Origin of the sequence: Marivivens sp. LCG002 (assembly GCF_030264275.1) — a bacterium.
GTDB lineage: Bacteria > Pseudomonadota > Alphaproteobacteria > Rhodobacterales > Rhodobacteraceae > Marivivens.
Genome location: NZ_CP127165.1, coordinates 221,897 through 243,086, shown reverse-complemented (window position 1 = coordinate 243,086; position 21,190 = coordinate 221,897). Strand labels below are relative to the sequence as shown.

The following is a 21,190-nucleotide window of genomic DNA, read 5'->3' as shown; positions in this document are numbered from 1 at the left end:
TCACAACCCTTATTCCGCCGCAGCTGCGGGGGCGATGATGGTAACTTTACCACCAGCCTTCTCTACAGCTTCTACAGCGCCCTTCGAAGCGCCAGTTACCGAGAGGTTGGCCTTTGCGGTGAACTCACCCTTTGCAAGGACGCGAACGCCATCGAGCTTACGACGAACGAGACCCGAAGCGACGAGTGCGTCTTCAGTGATCTCTGCCTTGATGTCGATCTTGCCGGCGTCGATGAACTTCTGGACGAGGCCGAGGTTGATAACAGCGTATTTCTTGGCGTTGGGCTTGTTGAAGCCGCGCTTGGGCAGACGCTGGTAGAGGGGCATCTGGCCGCCTTCATAGGCGTTCAGAGCTACACCCGAACGGGATTTCTGACCTTTGATACCACGGCCACCGGTCTTACCTTTGCCGGAGCCCGGACCACGGCCAACGCGCTTGCGGGATTTCGTTGCGCCTTCGTTATCGCGAAGTTCGTGAAGTTTCATGTCGCTTCTCCTTGCCGGAACTGCCCTCCAGCGACGGAGTGGGCAAACACGGCGTTTGAATTTGATTCTTGGCCCTCAGTGAGCCACTCGGGGCGTATACGCACTCGAACCAAGGGTTTCAAGCGTGAACACGTGAATAAGCGAAAACGCCCCGAGGTTTCCCCCGAGGCGTTTTCAGTCTTGGTAACCGAAACGGTTAGCCGCGCTCTTCGATGATCTCGACGAGGTGCGGGATGCTGTTGACCATACCACGGACCGAAGGGGTATCTTCGAGCTCACGGGTCTTGTGCATCTTGTTCAGACCCAGACCGATCAGCGTACGACGCTGTTCGGCGGGGCGACGGATCGGCGAGCCGATCTGCTTAACAACGATGGTTTTTGCCATGTGTCAGTCTCCTTACGCGTCTGCGGCTTCAGCCGAAGCGTCTTCACGCTTGGGAAGAATGTCCGCAACCTTTTTGCCACGACGCTGTGCGACCGAACGGGGCGAAGCTTCTTGCTTCAGACCGTCGATGGTTGCACGGATCATGTTGTAGGGGTTCTGCGAACCGAGCGACTTGGACACAACGTCCTTGACGCCCAGCATTTCGAACACGGCACGCATCGGACCACCGGCGATGATACCGGTACCTTCCGGAGCGGTACGCATGACCACTTTACCGGCGCCATGACGGCCCTCGATATCGTGGTGCAGCGTACGGCCTTCGCGAAGAGCAACACGGATCATGTTGCGCTTGGCCTGTTCGGTTGCCTTACGGATGGCCTCGGGGACCTCCTTGGCTTTACCCTTACCAAAGCCGACGCGGCCTTTCTGATCGCCGACGACTACCAGAGCAGCGAAGCCAAAGCGCTTACCACCCTTGACGGTCTTCGACACACGGTTGATCGCCACGAGACGATCGGCGAATTCCGGGGCTTCTTCGCGTTCGCGACGGTCCCGGCGGTTCTCACGTTCTGCCATTATCTCGTCTCCTTAGATCTTCAGACCAGCTTCACGGGCGGCGTCGGCGAGAGCCTTCACTTTACCGTGGAACAGGAAGCCACCACGATCAAAGTAGGCTTCGGTTACGCCAGCGGCCTTAGCACGCTCTGCGATAACCGCACCAACCTTGGCCGCAGCTTCGAGGTTGTTTTTGCCAACGAAGCCGAGATCCTTTTCGAGGGTCGAGGCTGCGGCCAGGGTTACACCCTGAACGTCGTCGATCAGCTGAACGCTGATGTTCTTGGACGAACGGTGGACCGAAAGACGCACGCGTCCTGCGTTCACCGAGCGAAGCTTGTTCCGGACGCGCAGGCGGCGCTTGAGGAACAGTTCCCGTTTGCTTTTTGCCATTTTCGCTATCCTTACTTCTTCTTACCTTCCTTGCGGAAGATATATTCGCCCTTGTAACGGATACCTTTGCCCTTATAGGGCTCGGGCGCACGCCACTGACGGATGTTGGCGGCAACTTGACCTACGAGCTGTTGGTCGATGCCTTCAATGACGATTTCCGTCTGCTTGGGAGCAGTTACGGTCACGCCTGCGGGGACTTCGAAGTCGACGTCGTGCGAATAGCCGAGAGCCAGCTTCAGGGTGTTACCCTGCATGTTGGCGCGATAACCCACACCGGTGATCTCGAGCTCTTTCTTAAAGCCCTCGGTCACGCCGGTTACAAGGTTCTCAACCATCGAGCGGGTCATGCCCCACTGCTGACGAGCGCGCTTGGAGAGACCACGGGGGGTCACTTTTACAGCGTTATCTTCAACAGTGATGGTCACGTCGTCGGTCGCGGTGAAGCTACGGGTGCCCTTGGGACCCTTAACTTCGATGGACTGGCCCGACACAGTGGCGCTAACGCCGCTGGGAAGTCCGACCGGTTTTTTACCAATACGAGACATCAGACCCTCCTTAGAAGACGGTGCAAAGCACTTCGCCGCCAACATTGGCTGCACGTGCGTTTGCGTCCGACATCACACCCTTGGGTGTGGAGACAATCGACACACCAAGGCCCTGACGGACCGACGGGATGTCCTTGACGCTCATGTAAACGCGACGACCGGGCTTGGAGACCCGCTTGACTTCGCGAATAACAGGAGTGCCTTCGAAATACTTGAGTGCGATTTCAAGCGTCGGATGGCCGTTTACGTCTACGGACTTTTCGTAGCCGCGGATGTAGCCTTCGTCAGCAAGAACATCGAGAACCCAGGAGCGCAGCTTGGAAGCGGGGGTCGACACGGTCGACTTACCACGCAACTGAGCGTTGCGGATGCGGGTCAGCATATCACCGATAGGATCGTTCATTCTCTAACCCTCCTTACCAGCTGGACTTGACCAGGCCGGGAATTTCGCCGTTCGAGCCAAGCTCGCGCAGCATAATACGGCTGATCTTGAGCTTGCGGTAGTACGCGTGCGGACGACCGGTAAGCTGGCAACGGTTATGAAGACGGGTGGCAGAGCTGTTGCGCGGGAGTTCCGCGAGCTTCAGGCGGGCCTTGAAGCGCTCTTCCATCGACTTGGTTTCATCGTTCGCGATTTCTTTCAGCGCAGCACGCTTTTCAGCATACTGAGCGACGAGGCGCTGGCGCTTCTTCTCGCGTTCGACCATGGATTTTTTAGCCATATCTCTCTTCCTTCCGCGATCAGCTGTTGAAGGGCATGTTGAATTGCTTCAACAGCGCCTTAGCTTCCGCGTCGGTTTTCGCGGTGGTGCAGATAACGATGTCCATACCCCAGACTTCGTCAACTTTATCAAAGTTGATTTCCGGGAATACGATGTGTTCCTTGAGACCGGTAGCATAGTTGCCACGGCCGTCAAACGACTTGCCCGATACGCCGCGGAAGTCGCGGATACGCGGCATTGCCACGGTGATCAGACGGTCAAGGAATTCGTACATACGGTCACCGCGGAGAGTGACTTTGGCGCCGAGCGGCATGTCTTCACGGACGCGGAAGCCGGCGATCGACTTCTTGGCCTTGGTGGTAACAGCCTTCTGACCTGCGATTGCAGTCAGATCCTCGACAGCCGACTTTGCTTTCTTGCTGTCACGAACAGCTTCAGCACCACAGCCGATGTTCAGAACGATTTTTTCCAGACGCGGGATCTGCATATCGTTCTTGTAGCCGAACTCTTCCTTGAGAGCGGCACGGATGCGGTCTTTGTAGTCGACCTTGAGACGCGGGGTGTAGTTCGCAGTATCGAGCATTAGATCACGTCTCCCGTGGTCTTGGCGAAGCGAACCTTCTTGCCGTCTTCCATGCGGAAGCCGACGCGGGATGCTTTACCGTTGGCATCGACAATAGCCAAGTTCGAGAGCTGGATCGGCATCGCCTTCGGCGTGCGACCACCCTGCGAGGTCTGGCTTTGCTTCACGTGGCGGATAGCGACGTTAACGCCGTTAACAACAGCCTTGCCGGATTTGGGGTCGACCGAAGCGATTTCGCCGGTCTTGCCTTTGTCCTTGCCAGTCAGAACGACGACCTTGTCGCCTTTGCGGAGCTTAGCAGCCATTACAGCACCTCCGGAGCAAGCGAGATGATCTTCATGAAGTTCTTGGCGCGCAGTTCGCGAACAACCGGCCCGAAGATACGGGTACCAACGGGTTCACCGTTGTTGTTCAGGATAACAGCTGCGTTGCGGTCGAAACGGATGGCGGTGCCATCTTCACGACGTACTTCTTTGGCGGTGCGAACGACGACGGCCTTACGAACGTCACCCTTCTTTACACGGCCGCGCGGGATGGCTTCTTTCACCGAAACTACGATGATGTCACCAACCGACGCATAACGACGGTGCGAACCGCCGAGGACCTTGATGCACTGAACTCGGCGAGCGCCAGAGTTATCAGCAACATCCAGATTGGTCTGCATCTGGATCATTTGGTTTCTCCCGACCTTTGGGGGGGCTTGCAGTATGCCCTAGTCCCCAGGGTTTCGATTATGTTGAGATCGACGCAATTAAGCGTCGATGACTTCCCAACGTTTGGTCTTCGACTTCGGTGCACATTCCTGAATACGGACGGTGTCGCCGACGTTGAATTTGTTATGCTCGTCATGAGCACGGTACTTCTTGGACTTACGAACAGTCTTCTGAAGGAGCGGGTGCTTGAAGCGGCGCTCGACCAGAACGGTTACGGTCTGTTCGTTTTGGTTCGAGGTGACAACACCCTGAAGAATACGCTTGGGCATGTCTTAGGCCTCCGAAGCAGCTTTTTGGTTGAGAATAGTCAACACACGAGCAGCGTCACGACGAACGGTGCGCATACGTGCATTGTTTTCAAGCTGACCGGTCGCCTGCTGGAAGCGCAGATTGAACTGCTCTTTCTTGAGTGCGACGAGGTCCTCCCGGAGCTGCTCCGGTGTCTTCTCGCGAAGTTCTTTGGCGTTCATAGCCTTGTCCTTTTTCCTATCACCAGCGGGCTCTACGCTATTAACCGTAGGTCACCCGTTCTCTGGTGGGCGAATATCAAAACACACGAATCCCGTGATCGGGAATCGTGAGATGCCGCCGTATATGGGACGGCGCCCCCCGTGGCAAGGCAAACTTGAGTCAATTTCCCAATAATTCTTGGGGATCGAATGCACCCCTTCCCTCTCGCGTTTGAACGGGCTCCACGATAAGAAGAGCGCACTATTCAAAGGAGAGCCCCATGGCCGAGATCGAGACCCTTTTCGTCACCCGCTTCTACAAAGCCCGCCTGACCGAGTTCGGCCATGCCATCGACGAAGAAGAGCTGCATGACAGCTGTTACTCGATCATGGAAGACGATGATGCAGGCATGCAGTGGTGCGAGGAAAACGGGTATCCCGGCTATACGAGCTATGCATCGCTGACCGACCTTCCTTGGCGCTTTCCCATCTTCCAGGCCATCAAAGAGGCACTCGACAAGCACGTTCAGGAATTTGCAAAAGACCTCGAGTTCAATCTCGACGGTCGCAAACTGGTGCTTGAGGATCTCTGGATCAACATTCTCCCCGAGGGCGGCAACCACGGCTCTCACATCCATCCGCATTCGGTGATCTCGGGGACCACCTATGTGTCGATGCCCGAAGGGACCTCTGCGCTCAAGCTGGAAGACCCGCGCCACCCCTTCATGATGTCGGCCCCGCCCCGCATCAAAGGCGCCCGTCGCGAGCTACAGGCCTTTATCTATCAAAAGCCCGAAATCGGGGACGTCTACCTCTGGGAGAGCTGGCTCCGCCACGAAGTCCCCGCCAACACCTCCGAATTCGACCGCGTCAGCGTGAGCTTTAACTATAAGTGGGAGTGAGCCCCGAAAAATGGTCGTCGGCGCAATCAGGTTGACGGAAAAGCAAAAACCCCCGCCGATTTATCGACGGGGGTTTTTATTTAGCTCTTGGACCGGATTACCAGTCTTCGCGAACCACGGTGCGGGTCTTGATCGGGAGCTTCATCGCAGCCAGACGCAGCGCTTCGCGTGCGGTGGCTTCGTTGACGCCGTCGATCTCGAACATCACACGACCCGGCTTTACTTTACAGGTCCAACGGTCGACCGAACCCTTACCTTTACCCATACGAACTTCGATGGGCTTTGCGGTGACGGGCAGATCCGGGAAAATACGGATCCATACGCGGCCTTGACGCTTCATGTGACGCGTCATGGCACGACGTGCAGCTTCGATCTGACGTGCGGTTACACGCTCGGGCTCTACAGCCTTGAGGCCATAGGTTCCGAAGTTCAGGTCCGAACCGCCTTTTGCTTCGCCGTGGATACGGCCTTTGTGCATTTTGCGGAATTTAGTGCGCTTAGGTTGAAGCATTTACGTTCTCCTTAGCGACGGCCGCCGCGGGGTGCGGGACCATCCTGCATCTCGGCTGCCTTACGGTCGCGAGCCGACGGATCGTGCTCCATGATCTCGCCTTTGAAGATCCAGACCTTGATCCCGATGATACCATAGGGGGTCATTGCTTCGGAGAGAGCATAGTCGATGTCAGCGCGGAGCGTGTGAAGCGGAACGCGGCCTTCGCGGTACCATTCGGTACGAGCGATTTCAGCGCCGCCAAGACGGCCAGCGAGGTTGACGCGGATGCCAAGAGCACCCATGCGCATTGCGTTCTGAACCGAGCGCTTCATAGCGCGACGGAACGAAACACGGCGCTCGAGCTGCTGAGCGATGGACTCGCCAACAAGAGCGGCGTCGAGCTCGGGCTTGCGCACTTCAACGATGTTGAGGTGCAGTTCGCTCGAGGTCAGAGCAGCGAGCTTCTTGCGAAGGGTCTCGATGTCTGCGCCTTTCTTGCCGATGATCACACCGGGACGGGCAGCGTGGATCGTAACGCGGCACTTCTTGTGCGGACGCTCGATGATCACGCGGCTGATACCGGCCTGCTTAGCTTCTTTCTTGATGAAGTCCTTGATCTTGAGGTCTTCAAGAAGAAGGTCACCAAAGTCTTTGGTGTCGGCGTACCAACGGCTGTCCCAGGTGCGGTTGACCTGAAGACGCATACCGACGGGATTTACTTTGTTACCCATTAGGCTTGCTCCTCAATCTGACGCACCTTGATGGTGAGTTCCGAAAACGGCTTCATGATTTTGCCAAAACGGCCACGAGCACGCGGACGGCCACGCTTCATGACAAGGTTCTTGCCAACGAAAGCTTCGGCAACGATCAGCTCGTCGACGTCGAGATTGTGGTTGTTCTCGGCATTGGCGATAGCGGACTGAAGACATTTCTTCACATCTGCTGCGATACGCTTTTTCGAGAAGGTGAGGTCGGCCAGAGCCTTGTCGACCTTCTTGCCGCGGATCATCGCTGCGACGAGGTTCAGTTTCTGCGGGCTGGTGCGAAGCATACGGGTCTTAGCCATTGCTTCGTTGTCGGCCACGCGGCGGGGATTAGATGCCTTGCCCATGACTTACTTCCGCTTCGCTTTTTTGTCGGCAGCATGCCCGTAGTAGGTACGGGTCGGCGAATATTCACCGAATTTCTGACCGATCATATCTTCGGTAACGAGCACAGGGATGTGCTTCTGGCCGTTGTAGACGCCAAACGTCAGACCCACAAACTGCGGGAGGATCGTCGAGCGGCGCGACCAGATTTTGATAACTTCACTACGGCCGGATTCGCGAGCAGCTTCAGCTTTTTTAAGCACGTAAGCGTCGACGAACGGACCTTTCCAAACAGAGCGAGACATGTTTTAGCGCCCTTTCTTAGCGTGACGCGAGCGCAGGATGAGCTTGCTGGACGCTTTTTTCTTGTTACGGGTACGAGCACCTTTGGTCGGCTTGCCCCACGGAGTAACCGGGTGACGGCCACCAGAAGTACGACCTTCACCACCACCGTGCGGGTGGTCGATCGGGTTCATAGCCACACCGCGCACAGACGGACGGATGCCGTAGTGACGGTTACGACCAGCTTTACCCATGTTCTGGTTCGAGTTGTCCGGGTTGGAAACAGCGCCAACGGTGGCGATGCATTCCTGACGAACAAGACGAAGTTCACCGGACGACAGACGGATCTGAGCGTAGCCGCCATCACGACCTACGAACTGAGCGTAGGTGCCTGCAGCACGAGCGATCTGACCGCCCTTACCGGGCTTCATTTCGATGTTGTGAACGATGGTACCGATCGGCATGCCCGAGAAAGGCATTGCGTTACCCGGCTTGATGTCAGCCTTCGCCGAAGCGATGACTTTGTCGCCGATTGCCAGACGCTGGGGAGCGAGGATATAGGCCTGCTCACCGTCATCGTACTGGATCAGAGCGATGAATGCGGTCCGGTTCGGGTCATATTCGATGCGAACGACAGTTGCGCTAACGTCAAATTTGTTACGCTTGAAGTCCACGATGCGGTAGAGGCGCTTTGCACCACCACCACGACGACGCATGGTGATCCGTCCGGTGTTGTTCCGGCCGCCGTTCTTGGTCAAACCCTCGGTGAGGGCCTTGACCGGGCGACCTTTCCAAAGCTCCGAACGGTCGATCAGTACCAGCCCACGCTGGCCCGGCGTAGTCGGTTTATACGACTTAAGTGCCATGTTGATGTCTTCCGTTGCTTTGCGGGAGGTGAGTCCCGGCTGTTAAAGGGCCCCGAAGGTCCCCGACTTGATACGTTCCCGCAGATCCTGATGACATTTGCATGCACAACAAAAACAAAGCCCCGGACGAATCCGGGACTGAGGCGGATGCGGTCTCATAGGGGAGCGCCCAACCAAGGTCAAGCAAGGAAAGCCTTGGCCCGATAAATAAGGCTATGCGCGCAGGATTTTCTCCATCGCGCGACCTTTGGCAAGCTCGTCGACGAGCTTGTCGAGATAGCGGATTTCGCGCATCGTCTCTTCTTCTATCTCTTCGATTTGCACGCCGCAGATCTTGCCTTTGATCAAATGCCGCGCAGGATTGAGGGCGGGCGCTTTTGCGAAGAACCCCTCGACGTCGGTGCCATCGGCTCTGACAGCCGAAAGACCCGATGCATCATAGCCAGTCAACCACTCTATGACCTGATCAAGCTCTTGGACGGTGCGTCCCTTGCGCTCGACCTTGGTCACATAGACGGGATAAAGCCCGCCAAAGCTCATGCTATACACGCGATGTCTGGTCATAGTCGGCTCCTATAACCCCACCCTGCCCCAAAGTTCTTCGCCCGACAAACGAAAACGCCGGCGCAGTTTCCTGCGCCGGCGTTTCCAAGATCGAAATCGACAGATTAGAGACCGGTGGTCACGTCGATGGTGTTACCCTCAGCAAGGGTGACATAGGCCTTCTTGACGTCCTTGCGGGTACCGAGGGTACCGCGGAAACGCTTGACCTTGCCCTTGGTGACAACAGTGTTCACTGCCTTCACCTTAACACCAAAGAGAGCTTCAACAGCTTCTTTGATCTGCGGCTTGTTCGCATCGATTGCAACTTCGAAAACAACTGCACCGTTCTCGGATGCCATGGTTGCCTTCTCGGTGACGATCGGCTTGCGGATCACATCGTAGTGTTCTGCTTTAGCGCTCATTTCAGACGAGCCTCCAGTGCTTCGACACCAGCCTTGGTGAGCACGAGAGTGTCACTGCGGAGGATGTCATAGACGTTGGCGCCAACGGAGGGCAGAACGTCCAGGTTTTGCAGGTTGCGAGCAGCACGTGCGAAATCTTCGTTGACCGAAGCGCCGTCGATGATCAGAGCGCGCTTCCAACCGAGGTTGGCAACTTGCTTCGCCAGAACCGAAGTTTTGACTTCTTTGATCTCGGCTGCGTCGATAACGACGAGTTCACCGGCCTTGACCTTTGCCGAAAGAGCGTGGCGGAGGCCAAGCTTACGGAACTTCTTGGTCAGGTCGTGCTCGTGCGAACGCGGGGTCGGGCCTTTGTAGATACCACCGTGACGGAAGATCGGAGCCTTCTTGGAACCGTGACGTGCGCCACCGGTGCCCTTCTGGCGATAGATCTTCTTGGTCGAGTAGGACACTTCCGAACGACCGAGGGTCGAGTGGGTGCCCTGCTGGGCGCGAGCGCGCTGCCAGCGAACGACGCGGTGAAGAATGTCGGCGCGGGGCTCAAGACCGAAGATTTCGTCGTTCAGTTCGACGGAACCTGCAGCTTTGCCATCAAAGTTGATCGCATCAGCCTTCATTGTTTTCGCCTCCTTCAGCGGCTTCTACAGCCGGAGCCTCTTTCACAGCCGACTTGAGCGCAGCCGGGAACACAACGTTCTCGGAGAGCGGCTTCTTGACGGCATCCTTGATCGTGACCCAGCCACCTTTGGAGCCCGGAACAGCGCCCTTGACCATGATAAGACCACGGTCGGCGTCCGTTTTGACAACCTGAAGGTTTTGGGTGGTTACACGGGCAGCACCCATGTGACCGGCCATCTTCTTACCTTTGAAGATACGGCCCGGATCCTGACACTGACCGACCGAACCGTGCGAACGGTGCGATACGGACACACCGTGCGATGCACGCAGACCGCCGAAGTTGTGACGCTTCATAACACCGGCAAAACCTTTACCGATGGAAACGCCCGAAACGTCGACGAACTGACCGGTGAAGTAGTGATCAGCGATGATCTCTTCGCCAACGGCGATGAGGTTCTCGGGGGACACGCGGAATTCAGCAACTTTGCGCTTCGGTTCAACCTTAGCAGCAGCAAAGTGACCACGCATAGCCTGCGAGGTGCGCTTTGCCTTGGCAGTGCCAGCGCCGAGCTGAACAGCGGTGTAGCCGTCCTTCTCAACAGTGCGCTGAGCAACAACCTGAAGGTTGTCGAGCTGGAGAACGGTCACAGGAACCTGCTTGCCGTCTTCCATGAACAGGCGGGTCATGCCGATTTTTTTAGCGATTACGCCAGAACGCAGCATAGGAAGCCTCCTCAAACTTTGATCTCGACGTCCACACCAGCGGCGAGGTCGAGCTTCATGAGCGCGTCAACGGTCTGGGGGGTCGGATCAACGATATCAAGGAGACGCTTGTGCGTACGGATCTCGAACTGGTCGCGCGACTTCTTGTCGATGTGCGGACCACGGAGAACGGTGAATTTCTCGATCTTGTTCGGCAGCGGAATCGGACCACGCACAGAGGCGCCGGTACGCTTCGCGGTGCTTACGATCTCAGCGGTGGACGCATCCAGAACGCGGTAATCGAAAGCTTTCAGCCGAATGCGAATGTTTTGGCTTTGTGCCATATTCATTGCCTTTCGCGGCTTACGGTTGAGAGGTCGAGGCAGCACCATTGCGCCCCCACATCGAACCTCGAGCAGGAACGAATCCCTACTCAGGTGTTCGCAATAGAACGAACCCGCGCGACATACAGGCCGAAACCCTGTGTGGCAAGGGTGAATCGCACCTATTTTCAACGACCGTCCAGGCCCTTGAAAACATGCATGATTCCAACTGTTCCAAAGCTATCTAAAAGAGAGGTTTGAGCCTCTTCTATTAAAAGCAAAAGGGCCGCCTATTGGCGACCCTTTCGATTTGGCGTGAAGGTGTCGATTACTCGACGATCTTCGATACGACGCCTGCGCCTACGGTGCGGCCGCCTTCGCGGATAGCGAAGCGAAGACCGTCTTCCATAGCGATCGGTGCGATCAGCTCAACGTTGAACTTGAGGTTGTCGCCCGGCATCACCATCTCGGTGCCTTCCGGCAGGATTACCGTGCCGGTGACGTCGGTGGTGCGGAAGTAGAACTGCGGACGGTAGTTCGCGAAGAACGGGGTGTGACGACCGCCTTCTTCCTTGGTGAGGATGTAGGCCTCAGCTTCGAACTTGGTGTGCGGCTTGACCGAACCGGGCTTGCAGAGAACCTGGCCACGCTCAACGCCGTCACGGTCAACACCGCGAAGCAGCGCGCCGATGTTGTCGCCGGCTTCACCGCGGTCAAGCAGCTTGCGGAACATTTCAACGCCGGTACAGGTCGTGGTCTTGGTGTCGCGGATACCAACGATTTCGATCGAGTCGCCAACGTTGATCACGCCGCGCTCAACACGACCGGTCACAACAGTACCACGGCCCGAGATCGAGAACACGTCTTCGATCGGCATCAGGAACGGCAGGTCAACTGCACGTGCCGGGGTCGGGATGTAGCTGTCGACAGCTTCCATCAGAGCGCGGATCGAGCTCTCGCCGATCTCGGGATCACGGCCTTCCATAGCGGCAAGTGCCGAACCCTTGACGATCGGAATATCGTCACCGGGGTAGTCGTAGGACGACAGAAGTTCACGGATTTCCATTTCGACGAGCTCGAGGAGTTCCTCGTCGTCAACCTGGTCAACCTTGTTCATGTAAACGACCATGTAGGGGATGCCTACCTGACGGCCGAGAAGGATGTGCTCGCGGGTCTGCGGCATCGGGCCGTCAGCTGCGTTCACAACGAGGATCGCGCCGTCCATCTGCGCAGCACCCGTGATCATGTTCTTAACATAGTCAGCGTGGCCGGGGCAGTCGACGTGGGCGTAGTGACGGCCTTCGGTCTCGTACTCGACGTGTGCGGTCGAAATCGTGATGCCGCGAGCTTTCTCTTCCGGTGCGCCGTCGATCTGGTCGTATGCGCGGAAGTCACCAAAGTACTTGGTGATTGCAGCGGTCAGAGTGGTCTTGCCGTGGTCAACGTGGCCAATCGTGCCGATGTTGACGTGCGGTTTGGAACGTTCAAACTTTTCCTTAGCCATTGGAGGCTCCTTTTCTTTCATTCAACGGTGTGCCCGAGACACACCCTACGGTTAGTGTGTAGGGTGCGCGGTCACCCGCGCACCGCTGGGAATTAGGCGTATTTCTTCTGAATTTCTTCAGAGAGGTTCTGCGGCACAGCATCGTAGTGGTCGAAGACCATCGAGAAGACTGCACGACCCGACGACATCGAACGAAGAGTGTTGATGTAGCCGAACATGTTCGCGAGCGGAACCATTGCCGAGATGACGTTGGCGTTACCACGGCTGTCCTGACCCTGAACCATACCACGACGGGAGGTAAGGTCGCCGATGATGCCACCGGTGTACTCTTCCGGCGTTACGACTTCGACTTTCATCACGGGCTCGAGCAGCTTTGCGCCGGCCTTCTTGAGGCCTTCACGCATTGCAGCACGGGTCGCGATTTCGAAGGCGAGAACCGAGGAGTCGACGTCGTGGAATGCACCGTCAATGAGGGCAACTTTGAAGTCGATAACCGGGAAGCCAGCGAGCGGGCCCGAGTCCATAACGGACTTGATGCCTTTTTCGACGCCGGGAACGTATTCCTTGGGAACAGCACCACCAACGATGCGGCTCTCGAAGGAGTAACCTTCGCCCGGTTGGGTCGGCTGGATCTCGAGCTTCACACGAGCGAACTGTCCGGTACCACCGGACTGCTTCTTGTGGGTATAGTCGATTTCTGCCGGCTTCGAGATGGTTTCACGGTAAGCCACCTGCGGAGCACCGATGTTCGCTTCAACCTTGAATTCGCGCTTCATACGATCAACGAGAATGTCGAGGTGAAGTTCGCCCATGCCCTTCATGATGGTCTGGCCGGATTCGAAGTTGGTTTCGACGCGGAACGACGGGTCTTCTGCTGCCAGACGAGCGAGCGCGAGGCCCATCTTTTCCTGGTCGGCTTTGGACTTGGGTTCTACGGCGATTTCGATAACCGGTTCCGGGAAGGTCATGGTTTCGAGAACAACCTGCTTGTTCGGATCGCAAAGAGTATCACCGGTGGTGGTCTCTTTGAGGCCTGCAAGCGCGATGATGTCGCCAGCAAATGCTTCTTCGATTTCCTCACGGTTGTTCGAATGCATCATCATCATACGACCGACGCGCTCACGCTTGCCTTTGGTCGAGTTGACGATTGCATCACCCTTTTTGAGAACGCCCGAGTAGATACGGGTGAAGGTGAGCGAACCGACGAAGGGGTCGTTCATGATCTTGAACGCGAGCGACGAGAACGGATCTTCGTCAGAAGCGTTACGCGGGAGGTTACGCTCTTCGGTTTCGTCATCCGGCGAGAAGCCCATCAACGTCGGAACGTCGATCGGAGCAGGCAGGAAGTCGATAACAGCGTTGAGTAGCGGCTGAACGCCTTTGTTCTTGAATGCCGAGCCAGCGAGGACCGGGAAGAACGAAAGCGACAGGGTGCCCTTACGGATCAGCTTGCGAAGCGTTGCTTCATCCGGCTCGTTGCCTTCGAGGTAGGCTTCCATAGCATCATCGTCTTGCTCGACGGCAAGCTCGATCATGTTGGCGCGCCACTCGTCGGCGAGATCGGCGAGATCGGCACGGATCGGTTGACGAACCCAGCTTGCGCCGAGGTCTTCACCCTTCCAAACCCACTCTTCCATCTTGATGAGGTCGATGATGCCTTCGAGCTTGTCTTCTGCGCCGATCGGAAGAGCGATCGGGCAAGGGAGGCCGCCGGTACGATCTTTGATCATCTTGACGCAGTTGAAGTAGTCGGCGCCGATCTTGTCCATCTTGTTGACGAACACGATACGGGGAACCTTGTAACGGTCGGCCTGGCGCCAAACGGTTTCGGTCTGGGGCTCTACGCCGGCGTTGGCGTCGAGAAGACAGACAGCACCGTCGAGAACTGCGAGCGAACGTTCAACTTCGATGGTGAAGTCAACGTGGCCGGGAGTGTCGATGATGTTGAAACGGTATTTGGTGTCCGAGGTGCCTTCTTCGGTCGGATCTTCCTGACGCTGCCAGAACGTGGTCGTAGCAGCCGAAGTGATCGTGATACCGCGTTCCTGCTCCTGCTCCATCCAGTCCATGGTAGCGGCGCCGTCGTGGACTTCGCCGATCTTGTGGGACTTGCCGGTGTAGTAGAGGATACGCTCGGTCGTGGTGGTCTTGCCGGCATCGATGTGGGCCATGATGCCGAAGTTACGATATCGCGTAAGCGGATATTCGCGTGCCATGTGTAAGACTCCTTACCAGCGATAGTGGCTGAACGCTTTGTTCGCGTCGGCCATCTTGTGGGTGTCTTCACGCTTCTTAACTGCAGTGCCGCGGCCGTTTACCGCGTCAAGGAGTTCGCCAGCAAGACGCTCTTCCATGGTGTTTTCGTTGCGGTTCTTCGCAGCAGCGATAACCCAGCGGATAGCAAGGGCTTCACGGCGCTCGGGACGCACTTCAACCGGAACCTGGTAGGTTGCACCACCAACGCGGCGCGAACGAACTTCGACGGAGGGCTTCACGTTGTCGAGTGCTTCGTGGAACACTTCAACAGGTGCGCGCTTGAGCTTGCCTTCAACGCGATCAAATGCGTTGTAGACGATTTTTTCTGCGACCGATTTTTTACCATCGACCATCAGGTTGTTCATGAATTTGGAAACTACGCGATCGCCATACTTGGCGTCAGGTAGAATTTCACGTTTTTCAGCGGCGTGACGACGCGACATTGCGGTCTCTCCTTACTTCGGACGCTTGGCGCCGTACTTCGAACGACGCTGCTTACGGTTCTTGACACCCTGGGTATCGAGCACACCACGCAGGATGTGGTAGCGAACGCCCGGAAGGTCTTTTACACGGCCGCCACGGATCAGAACCACAGAGTGTTCCTGAAGGTTATGGCTTTCACCGGGGATGTAAGAGATGACTTCGAAACCGTTGGTCAGGCGCACCTTGGCAACCTTACGCATAGCGGAGTTCGGCTTCTTGGGGGTGGTGGTGTATACGCGGGTGCAAACACCACGCTTCTGCGGGCACTGTTCAAGGTGCTGCGACTTGGACTTGGTGACTTTGGGCTGCCGCGGTTTGCGGATCAGCTGCTGGATCGTTGGCATTGGGCTTTGTTCCCTATCCTACACTAGTGTAGCGGCCCCGTAGGTCCGCGGTTATCGACACATGCTGAAAGCGCGTCCGCAAACAGCACAAAAATTCCGCAGTCAAACCCTTACCGGAGGTTTGGTGCGGTGCGTTTCCAGAGGAACAAGGCAATAGTAGCCCGGTTCATGTCCACTTCAGCTCTGATATGCGGGTAAAGGCGGACTACGCCCGACCCGGATGAGTGGGCCTATAGGGGGAGTCGGAGGGCCTGTCAACAGCCAGTGGTCAATGCGGCAGAGTCTTTGCCGCAATACGCTGGCGCAATTTGTGTTCGCGATAGAGCGTAAAGAGCCCTGTCGCAACCACAACGCCCGCACCGCATAGAGCAAGCCCGTTCGGAATCCGTCCAAAGACCAGAACCCCGACGATCAGAGCTGCAATCAAGGACACATATCTGAAGGGTGCGACAATCGCGATTTCACCCATTCTCATAGCGCTGACGGCCAGAACATATCCGACGATGACCGATCCGCATGACGTTGCCAGAAGAAATACGTCTGTTAGCGAAAGCGCCTTGATCTCGTAGAACGGGAGCATGATCAGACCGAACACCGCAACAGCCGCGGCTCCGGCCGTCGCCGCAAGAAGCGAAGGCGTCGAGCGATCCAACTGGCGCGAGCAAAGATCACGGACGGCAACCGTGATTACCGTGGCGACGACCAAAAGGGAATAGATATTGAAGTCTTCCCCACCCGGCTGAATGATCATCATGACCCCGATGAAGCCGATGACGATTGCGATCATCCGCTTCCATCCTACTGCTTCTTTGAAGAAAAGCGCTCCTCCAAGTGTCACAGCCAGTGGAAGCGACTGCATGATCGCGCTCGCATTTGCGATCGACATTTTGAAAAGAGCCGGAAGGAACAAGAGCGCGGCAGCAAGCTCTGCAAAACTGCGGAGAGAAATCAGCTTCCATTCCCGACGCGGAAGATCGAACCGCAGGTGTCCTTGATGCGCGGCCAGCGCCACCATGGCCATCGTCACAACCACACCGCGCATGGCGATGATCTGCGAGAGGGCGAGCTTTTCACCCAGTATCTTGATGCATGTATCGTTGATGGTGAAAGCCACCATTGCGATAGACATCAGGACAGCGCCACGCATGTTGTCGGATAATTTGATCATAAGCCATCGGTATCAAGCGGCATTGACGCTTGCTAGATCAAATCCACACAGTAAACAAAAAGGCCCCCGAAATCGGGGGCCTCTTTTTATTTGTATGTCGCTCGGATTACTCGTCGCGGCTCTCGGGAATGTCCGAGAAAGACATATCCTGGCTTGCCGACGGAGCAGCGAGAGCCACTGCGGCTTCTGCTTCTTCGCGGCGCGCTTCGAGAACGACATTGTCGCGCTCTTGGGCGATGCGGCGAACCTTGCTCGTCGCGCCACCTGTACCGGCGGGGATAAGACGACCCACGATGACGTTCTCTTTGAGACCGACAAGTTTGTCGCGCTTGCCCTGAACCGACGCTTCGGTGAGCACACGGGTGGTTTCCTGGAACGACGCAGCCGAGATGAACGAACGGGTCTGGAGCGACGCCTTGGTGATACCAAGGAGGATCGGTTCGCCCGTTGCCGGACGGCCGCCGCGTGCCATTGCCTTTTCGTTGGCTTCGTCGAACTCGACTTTGTCAACGGTTTCGCCCTTGAGCAGCGTGGTGTCGCCCGAGTCCTGGATTTCCCACTTCTGGAGCATCTGGCGAACGATAACTTCGATGTGCTTATCGTTAATCTTCACGCCCTGAAGACGGTAAACGTCCTGAACCTCGTTGATCATGTAGTCAGCCAGCGCTTCTACACCCATGATCGCAAGGATGTCATGCGGCGCGGGGTTGCCGTCCATGATGTAATCGCCCTTCTGGACGAAGTCGCCTTCCTGAACAGGGATGTGCTTCCCTTTGGGCACCATGTACTCGACCTTGATGTCCGCATTCTCGGACGACTCGATCGTGATACGGCGCTTGTTCTTGTAGTCCTTGCCGAAGCGGACATAGCCATCGATCTCTGCGATGATAGCGTGGTCCTTCGGACGACGGGCTTCAAAGAGTTCAGCAACGCGGGGCAAACCACCGGTGATGTCCTTGGTCTTGGCGCCTTCACGCGGGATACGGGCAACAACGTCACCGGCCTGAATGTCCTGACCGTCCTCAACCGAGAGAATGGCGTCTACGGACATCGGATAGGTCACAGGGTTGCCGTCATCCTTGCGGACAGGCTCGCCATCTTCACCGACAACGATGATCTCGGGCTTGAGATCGCTACCGCGCGGCACAGAACGCCAGTCGGATACGATACGCTGGGTCATACCCGTTGCATCGTCGGTCTCTTCACGAACGGCGATGCCGTTCACGAGATCGACAAAGCGAACCTTACCGCCCTTTTCGGCGATGATCGGGAGGGTATAGGGGTCCCATTCGAACATCTTGTCGCCGCGGTTGATCGAAGCGCCATCCTTGAGGAAGACCTTGGAGCCGTAACCGACCTTGTGCTGAGCGCGCTCTTCACCGTTCTCATCGATGATCGCGAGAACCATGTTACGGCCCATAACGATCTGATCGCCGTTGGCGTTCGAGATGATCGATGCGTTCCGGAACTCGACCGTACCTGCTGCCGAAGCTTCGAGGAACGACTGCTGGCCACCCTGTGCAACGCCGCCGATGTGGAACGTACGCATGGTCAGCTGGGTTCCGGGTTCACCGATCGACTGGGCGGCGATGATACCGACAGCTTCGCCCTGGTTTACAAGCGTACCGCGTGCGAGGTCACGACCATAGCACATTGCGCAGACGCCATCATCAGCCTCACAGGTGAGCGGGCTGCGGATGCGCATCTTGGCAACGTTGGCTGCGTCGATGAGATCTGCGCGACGTTCGTCGATCAGTTCACCGGCGGCAACGATGACCTCGTCGGTGCCCGGCTTGAGCACGTCATCAGCCGAAACACGGCCCAGAACGCGTTCAGCGAGCGAAACGATGACTTCACCGTCGTTGACAGCGGCTTCTGCGGTAATCGCCTTGTCGGTTCCACAATCATGCGAACGCACGATGCAGTCCTGAGCAACGTCCACGAGACGACGGGTCAGGTAACCCGAGTTCGCGGTCTTCAGAGCGGTATCCGACAGACCCTTACGGGCACCGTGGGTCGAGTTGAAGTACTCGAGAACGGTCAGACCTTCTTTAAAGTTCGAGATGATCGGTGTTTCGATGATCTCGCCCGACGGCTTGGCCATAAGACCGCGCATACCGCCAAGCTGCTTCATCTGGGTGACCGAGCCACGCGCACCGGAGTGAGCCATCATGTAAACCGAGTTCGGTTCCTTGACGGCGCCATTCTCGTCGCGCTTTTCAGCCGAGATGGTGGACATCATGGCTTCGGTGACTTTGTCGTTACACTTCGACCAGGCGTCGACGACTTTGTTGTACTTTTCGCCCTGAGTGATCAGACCGTCCATGTACTGCTGTTCAAAGTCCTTGACCTGCTCGCGGGTCTCTTCAACGAGTTCCCACTTGGCATCCGGAACAACCATGTCGTCCTTGCCGAAGGAGATACCGGCGCGGAAGGCTTCTTTGAAGCCCATGGACATGATCTGGTCACAGAAGATGACCGACTCTTTCTGACCGCAATAACGGTAGACGGTGTCGATGACCTGCTGCACTTCCTTCTTGCGAAGCAGACGGTTGACGAGCTCGAAAGGAGCTTTGGCGTTGAGCGGAAGAAGCGACCCGAGACGCAGACGGCCCGGCGTGGTTTCAACGCGCTTGATAACCTCGTTCCCTTCGTCGTCGATCTGCTTGATGCGCGCAGTGATCTTGGCGTGCAGGTGGACTTCACCGGCAGCAAGTGCGTGCTCGATCTCGTCGAGGGTCGCGAAGGACATGCCCTCGCCTTTCATGCCGTCGCGCTGGATGGTCGTATAGTACAGACCCAAGATCATATCCTGCGAAGGAACGATGATCGGCGCGCCGTTTGCGGGCGAAAGAACGTTGTTGGTCGACATCATGAGCACGCGTGCTTCAAGCTGGGCTTCCAGCGAGAGCGGAACGTGCACAGCCATCTGGTCACCGTCGAAGTCGGCGTTGAATGCCGAACAAACGAGCGGGTGAAGCTGGATTGCCTTGCCTTCGATCAGAGTGGGTTCGAACGCCTGAATGCCGAGACGGTGCAGCGTCGGTGCACGGTTCAGCATGACGGGGTGTTCGCGGATCACTTCGTCGAGGATATCCCAAACTTCGGGACGCTCTTTTTCAACAAGCTTCTTCGCCTGCTTCACAGTGCTCGAAAGACCTTTGGCTTCGAGACGCGAGTAGATGAACGGCTTGAAGAGTTCGAGCGCCATCTTCTTGGGAAGACCGCACTGGTGCAACTTGAGTTCAGGACCCGTTACGATAACCGAACGGCCGGAGAAGTCGACGCGCTTACCCAGAAGGTTCTGACGGAAGCGACCCTGCTTACCCTTGAGCATGTCAGAGAGCGACTTGAGCGGACGCTTGTTCGCGCCGGTGATGACGCGGCCACGACGACCGTTGTCGAACAGCGCATCAACGGATTCCTGAAGCATACGCTTTTCGTTACGCACGATGATATCGGGCGCACGAAGTTCGATCAGACGCTTGAGACGGTTGTTACGGTTGATCACACGACGATAGAGGTCGTTGAGATCCGACGTCGCAAAACGGCCGCCGTCCAGCGGAACGAGCGGACGCAGTTCCGGCGGGATCACGGGGATCACGGTGAGGATCATCCATTCCGGACGGTTGCCGGATTCAATGAAATTCTCGACGATCTTGAGACGCTTGATGATCTTCTTGGGCTTGAGTTCGCCGGTTGCTTCCTTGAGTTCCTCGCGGAGCTGCTCGGCGGTGGCTTCAAGATCGATCATCGACAGCATTTCGCGGATCGCTTCAGCGCCGATGTTGGCGGTGAAGGCGTCCATGCCGTAGGTGTCCTGAGCGTCGAGGAATTCCTCTTCGGTCATCAGCTGGCCATAGCTCAGGTCGGTGAGACCCGGCTCGATCACAACGTAGTTTTCGAAGTAGAGAATACGCTCGAGATCACGGAGGGTCATGTCGAGCATGAGACCGATCCGGCTCGGGAGCGACTTGAGGAACCAGATGTGAGCGACAGGAGCAGCAAGCTCGATGTGGCCCATGCGCTCGCGGCGCACTTTCTGGAGAGTTACTTCAACGCCGCACTTTTCACAGACGACGCCGCGGTACTTCATGCGCTTGTATTTGCCGCAAAGGCATTCGTAGTCTTTGATCGGGCCAAAGATACGCGCACAGAAGAGACCGTCACGCTCGGGCTTGAACGTACGATAGTTGATGGTTTCCGGCTTTTTGATTTCGCCGTAGGACCACGAAAGAATGCGCTCGGGCGAGGCAAGCGAAACTTTGATCTCGTCAAAAGCTTTTGCCGGCGTAAGCGGATTAAACGGGTTGTTGGTCAGTTCCTGGTTCATCGGATGTCCTTACATTTCAGAGGGAGACTTGG

At 56.8% G+C, this 21,190-nt stretch carries 29 protein-coding genes; 1 reads left to right on the top strand and 28 read right to left on the bottom strand.

Annotation, left to right across the window (positions count from 1 at the left end):
- Positions 1–9 precede the first annotated feature (9 nt).
- The 12 genes from rplO to rpmC all read right to left on the bottom strand — a co-directional run bounded on the left by rplO (position 10) and on the right by rpmC (position 4,852).
- The gene (gene rplO / locus QQG91_RS01265; protein WP_285771174.1) at positions 10–486 is read right to left on the bottom strand and encodes a 50S ribosomal protein L15; all 477 of its coding nucleotides are present in this window, start codon (positions 484–486) and stop codon (positions 10–12) included.
- A gap of 196 nt (positions 487–682) precedes the next feature.
- Entirely contained in the window at positions 683–871 is a 189-nt protein-coding gene (rpmD, locus tag QQG91_RS01260) for a 50S ribosomal protein L30 (RefSeq protein WP_285771173.1), read from the bottom strand.
- A 12-nt stretch (positions 872–883) separates the two neighbouring features.
- Positions 884–1,447: a 30S ribosomal protein S5 gene (rpsE, locus tag QQG91_RS01255; RefSeq protein WP_285771172.1), complete on the bottom strand. Its 564-nt coding sequence runs from the start codon at positions 1,445–1,447 to the stop codon at positions 884–886.
- 12 nt (positions 1,448–1,459) lie between these two features.
- Complete coding sequence (rplR, locus tag QQG91_RS01250) at positions 1,460–1,819, bottom strand: 50S ribosomal protein L18 (protein WP_285771171.1); 360 nt, start codon at positions 1,817–1,819, stop codon at positions 1,460–1,462.
- 11 nt (positions 1,820–1,830) lie between these two features.
- Positions 1,831–2,364 (bottom strand): 50S ribosomal protein L6, encoded by a 534-nt coding sequence (rplF, locus tag QQG91_RS01245; RefSeq protein ID WP_285771170.1) that lies wholly within the window; start codon positions 2,362–2,364, stop codon positions 1,831–1,833.
- Positions 2,365–2,374: 10 nt separating this feature from the next.
- Complete coding sequence (gene rpsH, locus QQG91_RS01240) at positions 2,375–2,767, bottom strand: 30S ribosomal protein S8 (RefSeq protein WP_285771169.1); 393 nt, start codon at positions 2,765–2,767, stop codon at positions 2,375–2,377.
- A gap of 13 nt (positions 2,768–2,780) precedes the next feature.
- Entirely contained in the window at positions 2,781–3,086 is a 306-nt protein-coding gene (gene rpsN / locus QQG91_RS01235) for a 30S ribosomal protein S14 (RefSeq protein WP_285771168.1), read from the bottom strand.
- A 19-nt stretch (positions 3,087–3,105) separates the two neighbouring features.
- A complete protein-coding gene (rplE, locus tag QQG91_RS01230; RefSeq protein ID WP_285771167.1) occupies positions 3,106–3,669 on the bottom strand; it encodes a 50S ribosomal protein L5 in 564 nt (187 codons plus the stop codon).
- Complete coding sequence (gene rplX, locus QQG91_RS01225; protein ID WP_285771166.1) at positions 3,669–3,974, bottom strand: 50S ribosomal protein L24; 306 nt, start codon at positions 3,972–3,974, stop codon at positions 3,669–3,671. The genes rplE and rplX overlap by 1 nt, the downstream gene beginning before the upstream one ends.
- Complete coding sequence (rplN, locus tag QQG91_RS01220) at positions 3,974–4,342, bottom strand: 50S ribosomal protein L14 (protein ID WP_067550492.1); 369 nt, start codon at positions 4,340–4,342, stop codon at positions 3,974–3,976. The genes rplX and rplN overlap by 1 nt, the downstream gene beginning before the upstream one ends.
- A 78-nt stretch (positions 4,343–4,420) precedes the next feature.
- A complete protein-coding gene (rpsQ, locus tag QQG91_RS01215; protein ID WP_285771165.1) occupies positions 4,421–4,651 on the bottom strand; it encodes a 30S ribosomal protein S17 in 231 nt (76 codons plus the stop codon).
- A 3-nt stretch (positions 4,652–4,654) separates the two neighbouring features.
- Positions 4,655–4,852, bottom strand: a complete 198-nt coding sequence (gene rpmC, locus QQG91_RS01210) for a 50S ribosomal protein L29 (RefSeq protein ID WP_285771164.1) — start codon at positions 4,850–4,852, stop codon at positions 4,655–4,657.
- Positions 4,853–5,112: 260 nt separating this feature from the next.
- On the opposite strand from rpmC, the gene QQG91_RS01205 reads away from it, so the two are divergent.
- On the top strand, positions 5,113–5,733 hold the full coding sequence (locus QQG91_RS01205; protein WP_285771163.1) for a TIGR02466 family protein: 621 nt from the start codon (positions 5,113–5,115) through the stop codon (positions 5,731–5,733).
- Between the two features lie 97 nt (positions 5,734–5,830).
- Here the strand turns inward: QQG91_RS01205 and rplP are convergent, their stop codons facing one another.
- The 16 genes from rplP to rpoC all read right to left on the bottom strand — a co-directional run bounded on the left by rplP (position 5,831) and on the right by rpoC (position 21,158).
- The gene (gene rplP, locus QQG91_RS01200) at positions 5,831–6,244 is read right to left on the bottom strand and encodes a 50S ribosomal protein L16 (protein WP_285771162.1); all 414 of its coding nucleotides are present in this window, start codon (positions 6,242–6,244) and stop codon (positions 5,831–5,833) included.
- Between the two features lie 11 nt (positions 6,245–6,255).
- Positions 6,256–6,957: a 30S ribosomal protein S3 gene (rpsC, locus tag QQG91_RS01195; RefSeq protein WP_285771161.1), complete on the bottom strand. Its 702-nt coding sequence runs from the start codon at positions 6,955–6,957 to the stop codon at positions 6,256–6,258.
- Complete coding sequence (rplV, locus tag QQG91_RS01190; protein ID WP_285771160.1) at positions 6,957–7,337, bottom strand: 50S ribosomal protein L22; 381 nt, start codon at positions 7,335–7,337, stop codon at positions 6,957–6,959. Before rplV ends, rpsC begins: the two co-directional genes overlap by 1 nt.
- 3 nt (positions 7,338–7,340) lie before the next feature.
- Positions 7,341–7,619, bottom strand: coding sequence for a 30S ribosomal protein S19 (gene rpsS / locus QQG91_RS01185; protein ID WP_285771159.1), 279 nt, complete (start codon positions 7,617–7,619; stop codon positions 7,341–7,343).
- A gap of 3 nt (positions 7,620–7,622) precedes the next feature.
- A complete protein-coding gene (gene rplB, locus QQG91_RS01180; protein WP_285771158.1) occupies positions 7,623–8,462 on the bottom strand; it encodes a 50S ribosomal protein L2 in 840 nt (279 codons plus the stop codon).
- A gap of 213 nt (positions 8,463–8,675) precedes the next feature.
- Positions 8,676–9,026 carry a DUF2200 domain-containing protein gene (locus tag QQG91_RS01175; RefSeq protein WP_285771157.1) on the bottom strand — a complete coding sequence of 117 codons (351 nt, stop codon included), beginning with the start codon at positions 9,024–9,026 and terminating at the stop codon, positions 8,676–8,678.
- 104 nt (positions 9,027–9,130) lie between these two features.
- Positions 9,131–9,427, bottom strand: a complete 297-nt coding sequence (locus QQG91_RS01170) for a 50S ribosomal protein L23 (protein WP_285771156.1) — start codon at positions 9,425–9,427, stop codon at positions 9,131–9,133.
- On the bottom strand, positions 9,424–10,044 hold the full coding sequence (rplD, locus tag QQG91_RS01165) for a 50S ribosomal protein L4 (RefSeq protein WP_285771155.1): 621 nt from the start codon (positions 10,042–10,044) through the stop codon (positions 9,424–9,426). The genes QQG91_RS01170 and rplD overlap by 4 nt, the downstream gene beginning before the upstream one ends.
- On the bottom strand, positions 10,034–10,768 hold the full coding sequence (gene rplC, locus QQG91_RS01160) for a 50S ribosomal protein L3 (RefSeq protein WP_285771154.1): 735 nt from the start codon (positions 10,766–10,768) through the stop codon (positions 10,034–10,036). Before rplC ends, rplD begins: the two co-directional genes overlap by 11 nt.
- Before the next feature lie 11 nt (positions 10,769–10,779).
- Entirely contained in the window at positions 10,780–11,091 is a 312-nt protein-coding gene (gene rpsJ, locus QQG91_RS01155) for a 30S ribosomal protein S10 (RefSeq protein WP_285771153.1), read from the bottom strand.
- A gap of 307 nt (positions 11,092–11,398) precedes the next feature.
- The gene (gene tuf, locus QQG91_RS01150; protein WP_285771142.1) at positions 11,399–12,574 is read right to left on the bottom strand and encodes an elongation factor Tu; all 1,176 of its coding nucleotides are present in this window, start codon (positions 12,572–12,574) and stop codon (positions 11,399–11,401) included.
- Positions 12,575–12,666: 92 nt separating this feature from the next.
- On the bottom strand, positions 12,667–14,790 hold the full coding sequence (fusA, locus tag QQG91_RS01145) for an elongation factor G (protein WP_285771152.1): 2,124 nt from the start codon (positions 14,788–14,790) through the stop codon (positions 12,667–12,669).
- A 12-nt stretch (positions 14,791–14,802) separates the two neighbouring features.
- Entirely contained in the window at positions 14,803–15,273 is a 471-nt protein-coding gene (rpsG, locus tag QQG91_RS01140; RefSeq protein WP_285771151.1) for a 30S ribosomal protein S7, read from the bottom strand.
- A gap of 12 nt (positions 15,274–15,285) precedes the next feature.
- Positions 15,286–15,657, bottom strand: coding sequence for a 30S ribosomal protein S12 (gene rpsL / locus QQG91_RS01135; protein WP_285771150.1), 372 nt, complete (start codon positions 15,655–15,657; stop codon positions 15,286–15,288).
- A 268-nt stretch (positions 15,658–15,925) separates the two neighbouring features.
- The gene (locus QQG91_RS01130; RefSeq protein ID WP_285772298.1) at positions 15,926–16,804 is read right to left on the bottom strand and encodes a DMT family transporter; all 879 of its coding nucleotides are present in this window, start codon (positions 16,802–16,804) and stop codon (positions 15,926–15,928) included.
- 127 nt (positions 16,805–16,931) lie between these two features.
- A complete protein-coding gene (gene rpoC, locus QQG91_RS01125; protein WP_285771149.1) occupies positions 16,932–21,158 on the bottom strand; it encodes a DNA-directed RNA polymerase subunit beta' in 4,227 nt (1,408 codons plus the stop codon).
- Positions 21,159–21,190 lie beyond the last annotated feature (32 nt).

Excerpts from the sequence above, each read along its gene's own strand:
- rplO (WP_285771174.1), bottom strand. The coding sequence starts at position 486 with ATGAAACTTCACGAACTTCGCGATAACGAAGGCGCAACGAAATCCCGC.
- rpmD (WP_285771173.1), bottom strand. The coding sequence starts at position 871 with ATGGCAAAAACCATCGTTGTTAAGCAGATCGGCTCGCCGATCCGTCGC.
- rpsE (WP_285771172.1), bottom strand. The coding sequence starts at position 1,447 with ATGGCAGAACGTGAGAACCGCCGGGACCGTCGCGAACGCGAAGAAGCC.
- rplR (WP_285771171.1), bottom strand. The coding sequence starts at position 1,819 with ATGGCAAAAAGCAAACGGGAACTGTTCCTCAAGCGCCGCCTGCGCGTC.
- rplF (WP_285771170.1), bottom strand. The coding sequence starts at position 2,364 with ATGTCTCGTATTGGTAAAAAACCGGTCGGACTTCCCAGCGGCGTTAGC.
- rpsH (WP_285771169.1), bottom strand. The coding sequence starts at position 2,767 with ATGAACGATCCTATCGGTGATATGCTGACCCGCATCCGCAACGCTCAG.
- rpsN (WP_285771168.1), bottom strand. The coding sequence starts at position 3,086 with ATGGCTAAAAAATCCATGGTCGAACGCGAGAAGAAGCGCCAGCGCCTC.
- rplE (WP_285771167.1), bottom strand. The coding sequence starts at position 3,669 with ATGCTCGATACTGCGAACTACACCCCGCGTCTCAAGGTCGACTACAAA.
- rplX (WP_285771166.1), bottom strand. The coding sequence starts at position 3,974 with ATGGCTGCTAAGCTCCGCAAAGGCGACAAGGTCGTCGTTCTGACTGGC.
- rplN (WP_067550492.1), bottom strand. The coding sequence starts at position 4,342 with ATGATCCAGATGCAGACCAATCTGGATGTTGCTGATAACTCTGGCGCT.
- rpsQ (WP_285771165.1), bottom strand. The coding sequence starts at position 4,651 with ATGCCCAAGCGTATTCTTCAGGGTGTTGTCACCTCGAACCAAAACGAA.
- rpmC (WP_285771164.1), bottom strand. The coding sequence starts at position 4,852 with ATGAACGCCAAAGAACTTCGCGAGAAGACACCGGAGCAGCTCCGGGAG.
- QQG91_RS01205 (WP_285771163.1), top strand. The coding sequence starts at position 5,113 with ATGGCCGAGATCGAGACCCTTTTCGTCACCCGCTTCTACAAAGCCCGC.
- rplP (WP_285771162.1), bottom strand. The coding sequence starts at position 6,244 with ATGCTTCAACCTAAGCGCACTAAATTCCGCAAAATGCACAAAGGCCGT.
- rpsC (WP_285771161.1), bottom strand. The coding sequence starts at position 6,957 with ATGGGTAACAAAGTAAATCCCGTCGGTATGCGTCTTCAGGTCAACCGC.
- rplV (WP_285771160.1), bottom strand. The coding sequence starts at position 7,337 with ATGGGCAAGGCATCTAATCCCCGCCGCGTGGCCGACAACGAAGCAATG.
- rpsS (WP_285771159.1), bottom strand. The coding sequence starts at position 7,619 with ATGTCTCGCTCTGTTTGGAAAGGTCCGTTCGTCGACGCTTACGTGCTT.
- rplB (WP_285771158.1), bottom strand. The coding sequence starts at position 8,462 with ATGGCACTTAAGTCGTATAAACCGACTACGCCGGGCCAGCGTGGGCTG.
- QQG91_RS01175 (WP_285771157.1), bottom strand. The coding sequence starts at position 9,026 with ATGACCAGACATCGCGTGTATAGCATGAGCTTTGGCGGGCTTTATCCC.
- QQG91_RS01170 (WP_285771156.1), bottom strand. The coding sequence starts at position 9,427 with ATGAGCGCTAAAGCAGAACACTACGATGTGATCCGCAAGCCGATCGTC.
- rplD (WP_285771155.1), bottom strand. The coding sequence starts at position 10,044 with ATGAAGGCTGATGCGATCAACTTTGATGGCAAAGCTGCAGGTTCCGTC.
- rplC (WP_285771154.1), bottom strand. The coding sequence starts at position 10,768 with ATGCTGCGTTCTGGCGTAATCGCTAAAAAAATCGGCATGACCCGCCTG.
- rpsJ (WP_285771153.1), bottom strand. The coding sequence starts at position 11,091 with ATGGCACAAAGCCAAAACATTCGCATTCGGCTGAAAGCTTTCGATTAC.
- tuf (WP_285771142.1), bottom strand. The coding sequence starts at position 12,574 with ATGGCTAAGGAAAAGTTTGAACGTTCCAAACCGCACGTCAACATCGGC.
- fusA (WP_285771152.1), bottom strand. The coding sequence starts at position 14,790 with ATGGCACGCGAATATCCGCTTACGCGATATCGTAACTTCGGCATCATG.
- rpsG (WP_285771151.1), bottom strand. The coding sequence starts at position 15,273 with ATGTCGCGTCGTCACGCCGCTGAAAAACGTGAAATTCTACCTGACGCC.
- rpsL (WP_285771150.1), bottom strand. The coding sequence starts at position 15,657 with ATGCCAACGATCCAGCAGCTGATCCGCAAACCGCGGCAGCCCAAAGTC.
- QQG91_RS01130 (WP_285772298.1), bottom strand. The coding sequence starts at position 16,804 with ATGCGTGGCGCTGTCCTGATGTCTATCGCAATGGTGGCTTTCACCATC.
- rpoC (WP_285771149.1), bottom strand. The coding sequence starts at position 21,158 with ATGAACCAGGAACTGACCAACAACCCGTTTAATCCGCTTACGCCGGCA.